Source organism: Pseudomonas sp. MDT1-85 (genome assembly GCF_054898065.1).
Genome location: NZ_CM142715.1, coordinates 574,370 through 589,783, shown reverse-complemented (window position 1 = coordinate 589,783; position 15,414 = coordinate 574,370). Strand labels below are relative to the sequence as shown.

Annotated in this window: 15 protein-coding genes and 1 pseudogene; 5 read left to right on the top strand and 11 right to left on the bottom strand. The window is 56.8% G+C overall.

Going from position 1 to position 15,414, the window contains the following annotated elements; genetic code table 11:
- Window positions 1-211: 211 nt before the first annotated feature.
- From ACYZT2_RS02720 to ACYZT2_RS02710, 3 genes and pseudogenes are all read left to right on the top strand, one after another.
- Window positions 212-1,188 (top strand): annotated as a pseudogene (locus ACYZT2_RS02720) (integrase domain-containing protein).
- Complete coding sequence (locus tag ACYZT2_RS02715) at window positions 1,185-1,460, top strand: hypothetical protein (RefSeq protein ID WP_461969911.1); 276 nt, start codon at window positions 1,185-1,187, stop codon at window positions 1,458-1,460. The pseudogene ACYZT2_RS02720 and the gene ACYZT2_RS02715 overlap by 4 nt, the downstream one beginning before the upstream one ends.
- Before the next feature lie 196 nt (window positions 1,461-1,656).
- On the top strand, window positions 1,657-4,029 hold the full coding sequence (locus ACYZT2_RS02710) for a TOTE conflict system archaeo-eukaryotic primase domain-containing protein (protein ID WP_461969909.1): 2,373 nt from the start codon (window positions 1,657-1,659) through the stop codon (window positions 4,027-4,029).
- A gap of 294 nt (window positions 4,030-4,323) precedes the next feature.
- On the opposite strand, the gene ACYZT2_RS02705 is transcribed toward ACYZT2_RS02710, so the two are convergent.
- The 3 genes from ACYZT2_RS02705 to ACYZT2_RS02695 are packed head-to-tail and all read right to left on the bottom strand — an operon-like array spanning window position 4,324 to window position 5,951.
- Window positions 4,324-5,034, bottom strand: coding sequence for an SDR family NAD(P)-dependent oxidoreductase (locus ACYZT2_RS02705; RefSeq protein WP_461969907.1), 711 nt, complete (start codon window positions 5,032-5,034; stop codon window positions 4,324-4,326).
- A gap of 42 nt (window positions 5,035-5,076) precedes the next feature.
- Entirely contained in the window at window positions 5,077-5,733 is a 657-nt protein-coding gene (locus ACYZT2_RS02700; protein WP_461969905.1) for a DsbA family oxidoreductase, read from the bottom strand.
- A complete protein-coding gene (locus ACYZT2_RS02695) occupies window positions 5,730-5,951 on the bottom strand; it encodes a tautomerase family protein (protein ID WP_461969903.1) in 222 nt (73 codons plus the stop codon). The genes ACYZT2_RS02700 and ACYZT2_RS02695 overlap by 4 nt, the downstream gene beginning before the upstream one ends.
- A 710-nt stretch (window positions 5,952-6,661) precedes the next feature.
- Here ACYZT2_RS02695 and ACYZT2_RS02690 point away from each other — a divergent pair.
- Window positions 6,662-6,943 carry a DUF3077 domain-containing protein gene (locus tag ACYZT2_RS02690; protein WP_461969901.1) on the top strand — a complete coding sequence of 94 codons (282 nt, stop codon included), beginning with the start codon at window positions 6,662-6,664 and terminating at the stop codon, window positions 6,941-6,943.
- Between the two features lie 74 nt (window positions 6,944-7,017).
- On the opposite strand, the gene ACYZT2_RS02685 is transcribed toward ACYZT2_RS02690, so the two are convergent.
- Both ACYZT2_RS02685 and ACYZT2_RS02680 read right to left on the bottom strand, forming a co-directional pair.
- Entirely contained in the window at window positions 7,018-7,695 is a 678-nt protein-coding gene (locus ACYZT2_RS02685) for an RES family NAD+ phosphorylase (RefSeq protein WP_461969899.1), read from the bottom strand.
- Complete coding sequence (locus ACYZT2_RS02680; RefSeq protein WP_305424164.1) at window positions 7,695-8,105, bottom strand: MbcA/ParS/Xre antitoxin family protein; 411 nt, start codon at window positions 8,103-8,105, stop codon at window positions 7,695-7,697. Before ACYZT2_RS02680 ends, ACYZT2_RS02685 begins: the two co-directional genes overlap by 1 nt.
- A 623-nt stretch (window positions 8,106-8,728) precedes the next feature.
- On the opposite strand from ACYZT2_RS02680, the gene ACYZT2_RS02675 reads away from it, so the two are divergent.
- Window positions 8,729-9,655, top strand: coding sequence for a LysR family transcriptional regulator (locus ACYZT2_RS02675; protein WP_461969896.1), 927 nt, complete (start codon window positions 8,729-8,731; stop codon window positions 9,653-9,655).
- Here ACYZT2_RS02675 and ACYZT2_RS02670 read toward each other — a convergent pair.
- From ACYZT2_RS02670 to ACYZT2_RS02645, 6 genes are all read right to left on the bottom strand, one after another.
- Entirely contained in the window at window positions 9,572-9,889 is a 318-nt protein-coding gene (locus ACYZT2_RS02670) for an AzlD domain-containing protein (RefSeq protein ID WP_038978526.1), read from the bottom strand. The two genes, ACYZT2_RS02675 and ACYZT2_RS02670, sit on opposite strands and share 84 nt — an antisense overlap.
- Window positions 9,868-10,584: an AzlC family ABC transporter permease gene (locus ACYZT2_RS02665; protein WP_007897519.1), complete on the bottom strand. Its 717-nt coding sequence runs from the start codon at window positions 10,582-10,584 to the stop codon at window positions 9,868-9,870. The genes ACYZT2_RS02670 and ACYZT2_RS02665 overlap by 22 nt, the downstream gene beginning before the upstream one ends.
- A complete protein-coding gene (locus ACYZT2_RS02660; RefSeq protein ID WP_429432617.1) occupies window positions 10,581-10,994 on the bottom strand; it encodes a GNAT family N-acetyltransferase in 414 nt (137 codons plus the stop codon). The genes ACYZT2_RS02665 and ACYZT2_RS02660 overlap by 4 nt, the downstream gene beginning before the upstream one ends.
- A gap of 46 nt (window positions 10,995-11,040) precedes the next feature.
- Window positions 11,041-11,787, bottom strand: coding sequence for a 2OG-Fe dioxygenase family protein (locus ACYZT2_RS02655; RefSeq protein ID WP_253547144.1), 747 nt, complete (start codon window positions 11,785-11,787; stop codon window positions 11,041-11,043).
- A 246-nt stretch (window positions 11,788-12,033) separates the two neighbouring features.
- Window positions 12,034-13,455: a group II intron reverse transcriptase/maturase gene (gene ltrA, locus ACYZT2_RS02650; protein ID WP_461968168.1), complete on the bottom strand. Its 1,422-nt coding sequence runs from the start codon at window positions 13,453-13,455 to the stop codon at window positions 12,034-12,036.
- A 485-nt stretch (window positions 13,456-13,940) separates the two neighbouring features.
- Window positions 13,941-15,227 carry an OprD family porin gene (locus ACYZT2_RS02645; protein WP_461969893.1) on the bottom strand — a complete coding sequence of 429 codons (1,287 nt, stop codon included), beginning with the start codon at window positions 15,225-15,227 and terminating at the stop codon, window positions 13,941-13,943.
- Window positions 15,228-15,414: the final 187 nt, after the last annotated feature.

The window sequence follows — 15,414 nt, the reverse complement described above, 5'->3', positions numbered from 1 at the left end:
AGTACAGCCTCCACCCGCCCACTTCCTCGGAAGTGTTCAGGAGGCCAGATCATGAGATGCCCAAGCTCCCGGTCGTAAGGAGCCGCAAGTCCCGCGTTAGTGGACAACCCTCACAGGTCGCAGGGGCCTTGATCCCTGATAACACTCAACATTCTTGGCGGGATGACGTGGGGAAAAGCTTCAACGTTTTGGCTTCGAGAGGAATTTGATCATGGCGCTAGTAGGTAGACGCGACTGGCGTAATTTTGGATATGGCCGGCAGCTGAGTTATGCCGGACCGCAGGCGTTGCTCGACCTATTTGGCGGCGGGCATTACGGCACGGTAAAAGCTCACAGTGATCGATGGCAGGCGTTTGTACGCTGGTGTCGTTCGGAGGATGGACCAGGGTTTAACGATGCGCGGCGGATTGATCGCCAGACTTTGCTGGACTACGCCGAGCACTTGCGTCAAAAAGTTGAGTTGGGGGAGCTAGCCATCGCCACAGCGCAAAACCGGTTGTCCAGCGTCAACCGGACCATGGCCGCGCTTCGCGGTGATCAATTTGTGGAGGTGCCGAGTCCGAGCAAAACGCTGGGAATGCGGCGGAACAGTGTTCGTCGCTCGGTGCCGCAAGGCCAAGACCGCGAACACGTGAAGCGGATCGTCGACGTGCTCTGCGAACACCAAATGCCGCGCGCGGCGGCCATCGCCCAGTTGGCGCGAGCCACCGGCATGCGCTTGCGCGAGGCCATCTTGGCCGACCTTCCGCGCCTGCAAAGAGAAGCCGAACACTACGACAAGATCAACATCCAAGACGGCACCAAAGGTGGCCGCGGCGGCGCAACCGCGCCTCGTTGGATCACGGTGGATGACCATATTCGCGAAGCGCTCAGGTACGCCGAACAGGTCTCTCCCGACGGTAGCCGCAACCTGCTGGCACCGAACGAGAGCTACTTCGATTTCCAACGGGAAATCGTCCGCCCCGCCCGAGATATCCTCCATACGCACAACCTCAAAGGCTTCCACGAACTGCGCGCGGCTTATACGTGCGAACGCTATGAATCACCCATCACCTAGCGCCCATCAACGGTGGCAGGTGCAGGCGTCTCGATCCACGCCTTGATCGAGAGGCACGCTTACAAATCAGCTATGAGATGGGACACGGTCGAATCGACGTGGTATCGGCGTATATCGGTGGTCGGGTATGAATAAACCATTCGATATGGAGATCTTCTTGGCCGGGGTGCTGACTGGAGCACATGCCACACGCGAACGTCACATCCGCCAGGCCAAGACTATTCAAGCAGCCATTTCTGAACGCTGGAACCGAGATAATCCATGGACATGGCAAAGAAAACATCTCGTTTGGTTTTTGAACCACCACATGAACTCAAACTCGAAATCGACGCGCTACTACTACCTGCTGACTACAAACCTGATCACTCTGCGCCTAGGAAAATCCTGGAACTTTCCACGCTAGTCGAATGCCAGCAACTGCGCGCTCTGTATCCCTCACCGGCAGATTGAGCCAGCCAACGATTTGATTGGGACTAGGGCGGACCTCTTGAGCCCCTGAACCTAACCTCTGTTGTTTGATAACCTCTATGTTTTACTGATGGACTGAGGGTTGTAGCTCGAGGCTACAGGCTTCACCTGAGACGTAGAGGCTGAAGGCGGTGATAGACACTAGTCTGGTGGCGAAGCTAAGGGCTGAGAATGCAAGATTGGTTGCCTTGCTGGATGCTCATGGCATCGAATGGCGCCCGCCTGCTGAGCTAGTCAAGATAGCGATTGTCCAAGCAGAGCAATCACAGCAACTCGATACTGTAGGAAAGCTTGCCCTATTCCGAAGCTTGTTTCGTGGCAGGACGGACGTTTATCCCATCCGCTGGGAAAGCAAGGCAGGCAAATCAGGATACGCACCCGCTTGCGCAAACGAATGGAGGCCTGGCGTTTGTGAGAAGCCCCGAATTAAATGTGGCGACTGCGGTAACCGCCAGCTGCTTCCGCTGACCGATGAGGTGGTCTATCGCCATCTGGCGGGCGAAGTGGTCGTTGGTATCTACCCCCTACTCTCTGATGACACTTGTTATTTTTTGGCGGTCGATTTCGATGAGGCCGAATGGCGTGATGATTCCATAGCTTTTGTGCAGTCATGCCATGAGCTGAACGTCCCGGTGGCGCTGGAAATATCGCGCTCAGGCCAAGGGGCTCATGGCTGGATTTTCTTTGAGCGTAATGTTCCTGCCTGCGATGCGCGCCGCCTCGGTGCCGCAATCATCAGTCATGCCTGTGAGCGCACCCGGCAGTTGGCGCTCAGCTCCTATGATCGACTGTTTCCAAACCAGGACTATATGCCCAAAGGCGGCTTTGGAAATCTCATCGCACTCCCTTTACAAAAGCGGGCCAGGGCCCAAAACAATAGCGTTTTTGTAGACGACTCGCTTGAGCCTCATCCTGATCAATGGGCCTTCCTGGCATCGATTCAGCGCATGAGTCCAGAAGATATCCAGCCCGTTATTATCCAGGCGATGGGTAATCGGGACCCTCTAGGGGTCGCCTATGTCGATGACGAAGGTGATGCAGAACCTTGGAAAGATCGTGAATCGAGATCACGTAAATTGACATGCCCGTTGCCTGCTGCTGTCAACATCACGCTGGCTAACTTAATTTACTTTGAAAAGTCGGAATTGCCACAGCCATTGGCAAACCAGCTTGTCCGGCTCGCTGCCTTTCAAAATCCTGAGTTCTACAAAGCTCAGGCCATGCGCATGTCAGTGTGGAACAAGCCAAGGATTATCGGCTGTGCCCAGAACTTCCCCAAACATATTGCGTTACCACGTGGCTGTTTGGATGCTGCGCTGGAGCTTTTAGAGGAAAACGGGGTTACCCCTATTCTTAAAGACGAACGCTTCGCGGGCGACCTCATCGACGTGAGCTTTCTCGGGACCCTGCGTTCTGACCAAGAGGCTGCTGTCAGCGCAATGCTAAGTCATGACACCGGTATCCTCTGCGCACCGACAGCTTTCGGTAAAACGGTGAGTGCTGCTGCGTTGATTGCCGCACGTGGCATTAACACGTTGGTGCTTGTGCATCGGACGGAGCTGTTAAGGCAGTGGCAAGAGCGCTTGCAGGCGTTCTTGGGAGTCGGGAATGGTGTCGTTGGTACTCTTGGGGGCGGAAAAGCGAAGCTTACAGGCATCATCGACATTGCCGTAATGCAGTCGTTATCGCGAAAAGGCGAGATCAGCGATCAGGTAAAAAACTATGGCCAGATCATCGTTGATGAGTGTCATCACCTATCAGCAGTGTCATTCGAGGCACTACTGAGGAGCGCGACCGCGCGGTACGTACTGGGACTCACAGCAACCCCAGTGCGCCGAGATGGGCAGCAGCCCATTATTTTCATGCAGTGCGGACCGATCCGACATACTGCTGCTCGACCAGCGAGTGCGCCCCATGACCTCTCTGTCGTGCCTCGATTGCTGCCCAAACCAATAGTGGTCCCCGACGGCTTTGGGATTCAGGACGTTTTTCGGCGTCTAGCCGACGACTCTGAGCGGACAGCCAAAATCGTCTCGGAGATTGAGCTGGCGTACAACGAGGGTAGAAAAATTCTAGTGTTAACGGAGCGGACGGAACATGTGGATGCCCTTGAATTAGAATTGAAGCAGCGCGTGCATAACCTTTTCACGCTTCATGGGCGAGTGCCTAAGAAACAGCGGATTTCCCGTATGCATGAGCTTGAGTCCCTTCCCCCTGATGCTCCACGAGTGCTGTTGGCAACAGGAAAACTAGTAGGTGAAGGCTTCGATCATCCGCCGTTGGACACGCTGGTGCTGGCAATGCCCATCTCATGGAAGGGTATCCTTCAGCAATATGCGGGACGATTGCATCGATCGCATGCCGAAAAGGCCGACGTGAGAGTGATCGACTTCGTTGACGAGGGTAATGTCGCGCTACTGAGGATGTGGGATAAGCGCCAGGCGGGTTACAAAGCGATGGGCTACCGCATGGCTGATTCCATGGCCACCATGGACCTACTCTAACTCTAACGTGGTTGACCGTTGACACATCAACGGCCTCACTTTCATAGACGAATGACCGGCCGCTGTGGGGGCAACTCCGGCCCTTCGCCGTTAGTCACGTCAAGCAAGATCCTCAGGCGTACGAGGACCTTGAGGTAGTTTTAGAGGTAGAGTCGCACAGGTCTTTAAGTATTAATTAATCAGCTAATTCATTAGCTTATGAAATTATTCGACTCCTGGTGCCGCACCATACAAAACAAAGCCCTCGCAGAAATGCGAGGGCTTTGTTGTTTCTGGGCTTTGGAAAACCAGGTCTCAGTGCCCCGCACTCTGCCCACCATCAACATGCAAGATCTCGCCGGTGACAAAGTTGGCGCTGTCCAGATACACCACAGCCTGAGCAATATCGCTGATCTCCCCCATGTGCCCAACCGGGTGCAAATTCCCCAGTGCTTCGTGAGTTTCCTCACTATGCATCGGCGTTTTGATGATGCCTGGGGAAACCGCGTTCACCCGAATTCCGCGCTTGGCATACTCGATGGCCAGGGATTTGGTTGCAGCGTTCAGGCCACCCTTGGTCAATGAGGCCAGTACCGACGGTACGCCGTCGATGGCGTGGTCCACCAGGCTGGTGGTGATGTTGACGACGTGGCCGCTGCCCTGTTTTTCCATCTCGGTGATCGCGAGTTGGGTGATGTAGAAAAAACCATTCAGGTTCACCGACAGCACCGCGGCGTAGTCTTCGTGGGTGTAATCGGTGAACGGCTTGGCTACGAAGATCCCGGCGTTGTTGACCAGGGTATCGATACGGCCGAAACGTTCGATCGTTTCACGAATGACTCGCTGGGCGATCGCCGGGTCGCCGATGTCGCCGGCAACGGTATGGATGTCCGGGTCGGTGGATGGCTGGATCGAACGCGAAGTGGCGACAACCCGGTAATCGAGATCACGGAAGGCCTTGACCATGCCTGCGCCGAGACCTTGGGAGGCGCCAGTAATAACGATGACTTTTTTCGAATTACTCATGATGAACCTCTACTAATAAATGATGGTTTGGAAAGTGATCAATCACGCTTCGGCGGGGGCCTGCGCCATTTGCCTCAGCATCTGTTCGTAGTACTCGACCGATTGCGAACCCGACACCAGGTGACGACCGTTAAGCATCACGGCCGGTACCGAATTGATGCCGCGCTCGCGGTAAAACGCTTCAAGCTCATGCACCTCTTTGGCGAATGCTCCGGACGCCAGTACCTCGCCTGCACGCTCCGCATCCAGTCCTGCCTCAGCCGTCAAACGCACCAGCGTCTCGTGATCGCTCGGGTTCTGGCCGTCGGCGAAGTAAGCGCGCAGCAACGCTCGTTTGAGTACGATCTGCCGCCCTTCCTGCGACGCCCAGAACAACAAACGGTGAGCATCAAACGTGTTGTAGAAATGGCTGCGCTTCTCCAGATCGAACTTGAACCCGATGGCCTCACCACGAGCGATCTGCATCGCTTTGCCAGCGGCAACTTCCTCGGCGGTGCGTCCGTACTTGCGCATCAAGTGTTCGACCGCGTTTTCGCCTTCCGCGGGCATGTCCGGGTTCAACTCAAAGGGCTTGAAGGTCAGCTCGACGGAGACTTCACCGGCCACGTTCTCGATCGCTTGCTCCAGCGCCGTCGCGCCCAAGGCGCACCATGGGCACACCACATCTGAGACGAAATCGATGGTGACGGACGTAGTCATGACTGCCCTTCCGACTCAGCCAGTTGTTTTCGGTATTGGGTGGTGGTCATCCCGGCATAGCCCCAGTTATCGGTGTCAACTTCTTCGATCACGATGTGGGTCAGGTCCGGGCGTTTGTTGAGGACGCGTTCCAGGGTTTCAGTGATTTCGGCGATAACCTGAGCTTTTTGCTCTGAAGTAACGCCATCGCGGGTGATGCGTACGCTTACGAAAGGCATGGGGAAATCTCCAGTGGTCTTCTCATCGAAATGATGAGGAGGCGTTGGAGATGAATGTATGAGGTTGGGTCAGCGGGATAAAGGTGGGGGCGGGAACATCATTAGTTACCTGGTGTAATGAGTGGAGGGTCTGCACTGAAAACCAACGCTCGGCCCGAAAAATCTCAAAAGAACACTGATAGGAGCGCACTCAGTATTGAAGCGTTCAACACATTGGGGAATTGGCCGAGCAGTGGGGAAGTCTGGCTCAGGCTTGAGCGTTGATTGATGCCAGTTAGCAGGAGAGAAAATTATTGCCCAGCCATAAAAATCACTAAAACGTTCAACCCACGCCACCACCTAGCCACGATTGCGCATCCTTCCCCCTCAAGCTACCTTCAACCCGTCGCTGCCAATTCAGCGACCGGGCCTGAGAACCCGAGTAAGATACAGGCGCACAAGCGCCGCAAATCACGATCTCTGGCGTTTTTTTTGCGCCTGCATTTCCGTGTAATGGCGGCTGTGCGTGGGAGACCTTCGGGTCTGCCGGATTCCTGTATCTCCGGTTTCTCAGCCCGCGCATAGCTGCCACCCATTCGCCTGAGAACGAACGTGGTAGCTCTAACTTTGATTCAGGAGTTTTTGCTAATGTCCGCTATCGATTCATCCACAATTTGCGCTTCTGCTCCACCGGTTCACGCCCACCACCGCCTAACCACCGGAGGTGCCCAATGAACAACCCCAAAGACCTTAAAACCATCGGCCTCACCCACTTCTCCTTCCACGCCGATGAACCGCTGTTCCGCATCAACGCCGGCGTTCCGGTCGTCGAAGCCCTCTCCCACGCCTCCGATCTGCTCCACATCGCCAAACTGCTCGCTTCAGACGCCGCCATGGTTCGCGACACCGACCGGCACGCTTGGGCATCGCATTATTTACAGGAAATGAGTAAGGCGATTATCGATGATGTGGTGAAGGTACTCGACGCACCGGGTAACAATCACCACCAGTAACGTCGTCACGTAAATCTAAGCCGCGCGCATAAAGAAGCCCCGAATCAATCGGGGCTTTTTGCGTTTCGTCGAACTCACATCTCGCTAACTTCAAACACAAACGAGATCTTCCGACTGCTCGCACTCCACACATACCGAATGTGCTTCCCCTGCCTCGGAATGGACACAGCCGGCGGCCGAAACGCGGCAACACACTCATGTCCCGGCAAACGAACGCTGTTGTAGAGCAATCCCCAGGACAATGTTTCGCGCAATTGACGGGCGAAGGCCTGCGATGGGCCGTACGCGGTTGGGTCCGGGTCATGAAAGTGAGAATAATTTTGGCGGATGTCGTGCAGCGGTTTGACGACCCGGTTGACGTAGGTGCGCATGGTCAACTCGAGGTCCGGTTCGTTGGTCGCGTCGAGGAAGCGTTCCTGGTGATAGCTGGTTTCGGCAATGGCGGCGGCCTGGCTGCTGGCGGCGTAGTAGACGCCGAAGGTGCCGTCGGTGAAGCGGCTGGTTTTGCCGATGTGGGTGAACGCGGCCATGACCGGCGTGGAGCCGGGGCCGGAGATGCGGTCTTCGGGGCGCACCCGGGAGAGCACGCCGGCTTCTTCCATCAGCCGATCGTTGGTCAGGGCTTCCAGCGCGTAGGCGGTGGGCAGGTCTTCGGGGTCGAGCACGTCTTCAAATAACGCTATCGGCGGGAAGCAGCTGTTGACGATCCGGTAAGCCCGCGGCCACTGCGGATCGGCCAGCTCCGGCGCCATCAACCGCGCACTCCGTCGAGGTAGCGGCGCACGTCAGCGATGTCGACCACGCGGCCGGCCAGCATGTAGGACAGCGCCGACTGGCCATTGAACGGCGCGGCGGTGTTGGGGCTGCTGACCCATGTGTAGGCACGCTCGCGGCTGTTGCTGAAGATGATGCTCAGCGCTTTGTGGATACCCATCAAATACGAGATGCGTTCCAGCGTGTCGTGGGGCAGGCGCACGTTGGGCGGCAGGTGTTTGTACTTGTAGAAAGTGGTGTTGCCGACTTTGCCCAGGAGCGTGCGTTGTTGCTCGGCGGTGCAGCCCCAGCGCTCCATGAGATTGAAGAAAAATTTTAGCGCGACTCGACCGGCTTCGGGAGTCTCGAGTTGTTGCTGTGGACTGAGGGCGATGGTTGAGGCAGGCATGGGATGGCCTCCTTGGGTGTGCGATATCTTGATTTCAGACTAGTACAGATACGAACAAATATGAAATTTTAATTCGCAAACGTATCGTCCTTCCCCCTCTTCGAAAAGAACTTTCGCGCAGCTTTTTCGCAGCCCGAAAAGACGCCGACACACGGTCAAAGACACTCGTTGACACCCGCCTTACAGGGGCAGACAATTAAATCGAGAGCGCGAAACCGACTGCCTCCAGGTGGCAATAGTCGGCGTAGGAACCCCGTTGATGACTTGGAAATCAGCGCTTGGTGAGACCTCTTCTCCCCTGCTTGAGGGAGCACAATATCAAGCACCTATTCATGAAAGCAGCCTGATCAGGCTGCTTTTTTTTGCCTTGGAAAAGGCTTCGCTGATATCCAAAAATCGCCCACACATCCCCCATCCAGGCCATTTTCTGACCCCGATCACCTACGCCCCACCAAAAACCCCGATCCTGTGTAAGCCTCCAACCATCGGACGCAGAATCATTTCGCTACTAAACTCGGGACAAGCATGCTCAGGTGCAGGATCATAGCCAGCACGCGACCGACGCCCACCGGGGCGGTCAGGTACACAACAATAGCCAGCCCACTTTAGAGGGCATTACCCAAATGGATAGCAGAACCTTACGTAACCTCATGCGCATTGTGCAGACCGGCTCATTGTCGGCGGCGGCAGAGCATTCCTGTTTGACCGTGCAGGCCTTGGCCGCGCAGTTGAACAAGGTCGAAGAGCAGTTCGGTTTTCGGTTGTTTCGTCGCTCCAACAAGGGGCTGACTCTGACAACGCAGGGCACGGAGCTCACGCCCTACATGGACAAGGTGTTGGTCGCCACGCGGCAACTGGAAGAAAAAGTCGCCGCGCTCAAGGTGCCCGGGCAGCGCACGCTCAAGGTTGCGCTTAACACCACGCTCGCGGCCGACTTCAACCGGCGAATGATCGGACGCCTCATTGAGGTGTTTCCTGATTATCAGCTGGAATTCAGCTACGCCGAGTCGATGGAAAACCTCAGCAAGTTGAAGAATGAGGACTTCGACCTGGCCGTGCTGATCGGGCCGCAACAGCCGGGGTTACCCAGCATTGCCCTGCCCGATGTGCAGGTGCAGGTGGTCGGTGCTCATTGCGGTCAGGAAAACGATCCGCTGATGCTGCTCGGCAATAAGTTTCAGGTTCGGCCAGCCGACGATTGTCCGTATTCCCACAGCTTCTTGCGCTTTCTCGACGCCGGTCTTGGCAATTACGAGTCAGGCAAGCGGATGATCTATTCCTGCAGCGAGACCCTGACCCTGTCGTTGATCACGCAAATGGACGGCCTCGGTATGGTTTCCCGTGAGGCGGCCCTGCGTAACGGCCTGACCATTTTCCCGGGTTTCGAGGACTCTCTCGAAGTGCGGTTGGCGGTCAATAACCCCGAGTTGTCGGGCCAGGCATTGAACGATGTGGTCGCTCTGTCGCTACATGAACGATCCGAGCGCGATGTACGCTGCCGTTCCAACCGCTACGCTGAGAAAGAGGTTTTTGCTGAAATACGCACATAACAACGTCGGAATGGCTGCATAAAATTCCGGGCGATCGAGCTGCACCTGTTGATCCTTGATCAACAGCGGCGTGAGGCTGATTGCAGCGACGATCGCCACCGGCAGGTATTCCAGCGCCCGGGCAACCAGGGGTGGCCAATGGTCAGTGCTCACCTGCAGCGGCAACGCGCGCGGCAGGAACGTCACGGCCATCATCAGCACGACGACCAGGATCAGGAACGTTTGGTCAGGCATACGCCCACCCCGCAGCCCACGAATGTGGCGATGAACACGTTGAAGGGTGAATTGCCGATCAGGCTCAGGACACCCATGCAGGCGACCGCGGCCAGTGCGGCGATCAGTTTATTGCGGGTGTTGCACAGCGATACCAGTACGTAGAGCATCATCGCGGTCAGCGCATAGTCGAGCTGGTACTTGATCAGGTGCGCCGCGTACTGCGCGCAGATTGCGCCCAGCAAACCGCCGAGTACCCACGACGTGTGGCAATACAGATTGAAGCCGATCAGGTAACGCACATTGACCGGCGAGCCCTTGCCCAGTTTGACGCTGTGGAAGGCGAACGATTCATCGGTCAGCCCACCGGCATAACACCAGCGCTCGAGACGACTGAGCCCCATCGCCTGCAAGGCCTTGGCCATATAGACCGACATCAGCATGTGCCGCGCGTTGATCAGAAACGTGGTGAGGATGATGGTGGTCAGCGACGCGCCGCTTGAGATCAGCGCCAGGGCGGCGAACTGCGAGGCACCGGCGTAGACGAACAGGCACATCGCGACCGGCAGCCACACGGGCAATCCGGCATTGACGGCCATCAAACCGAACACAAACGACACCGTGAAGTAGCCCGCAATCACCGGGCTGGCTTCAGCGAACGTGCGCGAGGGCTGGGGCTCGACCATCAGCGGCTGGCTGCTGGACGTCTCATTCATAGGTCCCTCTCAAAGGTCGTTTCGCCGCGCGGCTCGCAAAAGCCCTGGGCACTCCAAAAACGTTTGCCGGCAAGGTTAGCATCGTCGACGAACAGGAACATCCGCAGCACACCGACCCGTTTCATGTCTGCCGACGCCGCTTCAACCAAACGTTGACCGACACCCTGGCTGCGATAGGCCGGGCTCACCGCCAGGTGATTGATGGTGCCACGGCTGCCGAGCATGCCGCCCAACACCGCGCCGACCACTTCGCCACGGATATCGAGCGCGAGGAACGCAGCGGTGGTTTTTTGCACCAACACACCGCGCAGGCATTTGGCGTCCTGCCATTCACAGAACGACACTTCTTCGAATTGTCGAAAGAAGCGTTCCAGGCGCTGGGCATCCTTGGCCGTCGCGCGCTGCAGCATCACCGGTGCAGGGCACTCGGCGATGTGCAACATGGGGTCTAGCTGTTCAGCGAACAATGTCGAAAGCGGTCCCTGGCCGCGAGAAGGAAATAGCCAGAATCTGCCGATAGGCCATTTCGTGAGCGTGGGTGTTGCGTGCTGGCGTCACGTAGTGACGCATGTCGCGATCGAGGAAGTAGGTGGTGTCGAGGATTTCCAGATAAGTCGTCGCCGCCAGCTGTTCCTCTTGGGCCGAATACAAACGGCTCTCCGCCCCATCCACGTTGTTGCGGCCCCAGAAATGCACACCGCTGAACGGATAACCGTCGCAGTGAATACCTTCAGGGGTGATTTCCAGTTGCTTGCCTGGCTTGATCTCGATGCGGATCTGATGGATCTGACATTGCCAGATCTCATCGTGCAACTCCGGCGGCAATACGTTTTTGTACACCTCGAAATCCGCATCGATGAGGCTGCGCATCACCGGCGAGTTGATGACTTCATTGGAGAAGTCCTGGAAGTGTCGCTCCAGTCCACCGACATAACTGTTGTTGGCCTTCGATTGCACGTAGGCGCGGTGTTCCAGCTGCGTCAAGTCACGGGTGACCGGGTTGTATTCGAAATCGCTGTAACGACGGAAACGCATGCCCGCCTCGGCCTGGCCGTAATAACTGTCCGGCTCCATGCTTTCCCAACTTTTGGTCAATCTGACGAAGTCGGAAAAATGACCGAAGAGATTGAAGTCGGCTCCCTGGACGTTGACATACTTGTCGCGCCGTAGCGATTCGCCAACTTCTCTGTTCAAAACGATCATTACTAGGTCTCCGCTGCATTTAGCGGCTTAATCTAGTAGGTGCAGGATTTGCAGCCCATGAGAAAGAATTTCAGGCATATCAAACGTTGATTGAAACGCGGTATGAAGTTGCTTTAATTCGACTTTTTACGATCGAAAACACCCATTTTTCGGATTTTTCTACGTTCATGGGACGATCGAGTAGGAGGCGGATTTACATCCGCCGTCCTCTCACACCACCGTACATACGGTTCCGTATACGGCGGTTCAGGTTACACGGCTAAGCCGATCTATCGTATCCAGTATCGAGATCAGCCCGAGTCGGTCCCACAGCTTCTTCGGCAGCGCCTGATTCATATGAGGCGCTCCCGAGTTCCACCATGGGCCTCGGCCATTGACTGCCGATTTACACGCCCGCGCCTCATTAAGTCCCAAGCGTATCAAGTTGCGCGCCCTCGTAGAGGGCCGCTTCCATTGACGCCAGACGACACAGCGAAGCTTGTGCCGCACCCAGCCGTCCAGTTCCTCAAGTGGCCGCTTGCTCTGGCTCAGCTTGAAGTAGCCCGCCCAACCGCGCAGCACGGGGTTTATCCGCTCGATGATATTCGCCATCTTGTGGCCCCGCGCTTTGCGCAGCAGGCCTCTGAGTCGGTCGCGCAAACGACCTAGACTCATCGTCGCCACTCTCAGCTTCGGTTGCTGATGCCAGCTCATCCCGTAACCCAGGTAATCACACTTCCAAGACCTCGCAACTCGGCTCTTGTCCCGGTTCAGCGTCAGTTTCAGGCGCTGATTCAGGAAGCGCTCAACACTCCTCATCACTCGTTCGCCAGCACGAGGGCTGCGCACATAGATGTTCGCATCGTCGGCATAGCGCACAAAGCGATGACCCCGTCGTTCCAGCTCGCGGTCGAGTTCGTTGAGCAGGATGTTCGACAGCAACGGCGAGAGCGGGCCGCCTTGCGGCGTCCCTTCCTGCCGACGGCTGACGAGTCCGCCCGACATCGATCCCGCTTCGAGGTAACGACGGATCAGCGTGAGCACCCGCTTGTCTTCGATTTGGCGCGCCAGATAAGCCATCAGGATGTCGTGATTAACCCGATCAAAGAACTTCTCAAGATCAAGTTCCACGCACCAGCGATGCCCTGCCGCCACATGGGCGCGGGCTACTTCGATGGCTTGGTGGGCGCTTCTGCCCGGACGAAAACCGTAGCTATAGTCCGAGAACAGCGGGTCGAAGATCGGCGTGAGCTGTTGCAACAATGCCTGTTGGATCAGGCGATCCACAACGCTGGGAATACCCAGCTGCCGGGTGCCGCCTTTGGGTTTGGGGATGTCGACGGCGCGTACACCTTGCGGGTGGTACTCGCCGGCCAGCAACCTCTTCTGGAGGGTCGGCCAATACTGTTTCACATAGTCCGCCAACTGGTCGACCGTCATGCCATCGGCACCCGGCGCGCCCTTGTTGCTGACTACGCGATGATACGCACGTCTGAGGTTGGCGGGTGCAAGCACCCGCGCCATCAGCGTGTCCGGCTCCGCGTTCGTCCACGTCACAGACGCCGTCGATACCTTTGCGCTATCAGCCGTCATCCTCGGATTCTGTCCGGGACTCGGAGTAACAGTCTTCTCTGGGAGAAATTTCTGCATTTCGGTATTCAACGAGACTCTGACGCCTACTGGCGGCATAACCTGTTCGGCCCTTGGTGGCAGGGTTATTTGCCACTTACTACGGCCTCGGCTGACTTCTGCACGCTCATCCCGTCGCCTCTCGACGCGCGGTAGCACAGTGGCAAACGTGCAGATCTCCCAGGGTAATTCGCGCGACCTTCCTGCTTATGCCTGTCGGATCTACGTCACAGCGTTCCGTGCAAGTACTGGGCTTTGAAGATTTTGGCCTTCTTACCCCGCTGCGCCGCCTCTATCCGCTTCCTGTTCGTCAGGCCAGCATTTTGCCTCGGGCTTCCTTCAGATTCGCAGTCACCCGCGACACCCTTGCCTCTGGCTAACACTTCCCCTTGCCGGGTGTGTAGAGGACTTTCACCTCCAAGTCACCAGCGTGGCCACCACAGCCCAGCTGGTTGCGCTTGCGCGCAACGCGCCATGCCTGGCGCACCAAAAAAAACCCCGAACCCGTCGGGGTTTTTATCAAGTCTGAACAACTCAACCGATCATCAGAAGATGTTGATCGGGTAATCCACGAATACGCGTAGTTCGTTGCCGCTGACGTTGTACTCGCTGGACTTCTGCGATACGCGCAGGATCGAGCTGCGCACCTTCACGCTCAGGTCTTTGGCCGGGCCACTTTGCACGACGTACTTGAACTGATTGAAGATCTCACGCTCGGTACCGCCTTCGCTGGTGGAAGTGGTGATGTTGTCACCGCGCACATAGGCAAAGTTGTAGCTCAGGCCCGGAACGCCGAAAGCGCGGAAGTCCAGACCGTAGCCCAACTGCCAGCTGCGTTCGTCTTCGGCGTTAAAGTCGGACCAGTAGGAATTGGCCAGATAGATGGTGTTGCCGCCATCGCCGACGCGACCTTGATCCTTCTGATAGCCACCGTAGGCGTAGCCCAGGTTGCTGTCGCCGGTGCTGCGTTGGTGAGCGAGAGTGAACGAGTGTGGGCCAGTGGCGAAGGTCGCTGCCAGGCTCCAGATCTTGTTGTCGTCGCCGGTAGCACCGCTTTCGCGGACGTAAGAATCGTCCAGCTTGGTGCGGTAGCCGTTGAAGTCCAGGGTCAGGGACTGATCCTTGTCGATCGGGAACACGTAGTTGGCGTTCACGTATTGTTTCTTCAGCACGTCTTCGACGTCGGATGCGTACAGCGCAGCCTTGAACTGTTCGGTGAACTGGTAGCTACCGCCCAACACGTTGATCGACTTCAAGCCACCGCTGTCACGGCCTTCAGCACTTTTTCGCGATTCGGCGGTGAAGCGACCGGCGTTCAGCTCCAGACCTTTGATCTCCTTGGAGGTGATCAAGGTGCCGGTGTAGCTTTCCGGCAGCAGGCGCGAGTTGTCGTAGTTCAGCACCGGCAAGGCCGGCATCTGGTCACCATAGGTCAGCGTGGTGCTGGAGAGACGGAACTTGACTGCCGCGCCCCCCTTCGACAGGTCGTCAGCTGCGTTGCCGCTGTCACCCTGTTTGAAGAAGTCGATACCTTGGGCACCGCTGCGGCCTTTGCCGCCGTCCAGACGCAGTGCATACAGACCGAAGGCGTCCACACCCACACCGACGGTGCCCTGGGTGAAACCGGACGAGAAAGTACCGATGGCCGCTTGGCCCCACTCGGCTTTGTCCTGATTACCGTCTTTATAGTCACGATTGATGTAGGCGTTGCGCAGCAGCACTTTGAGGCTGCTGTCTTCAACAAAACCCTTGGACTCGGCCTGGTCGTTAGCCATGGCCTGAGTGGCGCTCAACATCCCCAGTGCGATCAGGCTGATTCGCTTGTTCAACATGTTATTTTCCTTATTACGGGTTGATACGCGCTGTGTCGAACCACTGAAACGGCGCTATCGCGCTCTTTTTTCACCGCAAAAACAAAAAGGCCCGCCCACGAGAATTCGCGGCGGGCCTTTTATTGTTTTGTGAGTCATGGCGGTTAGCCACAGGCGTTGGGGCGCATCCTATCTGCGCCCTTAATAA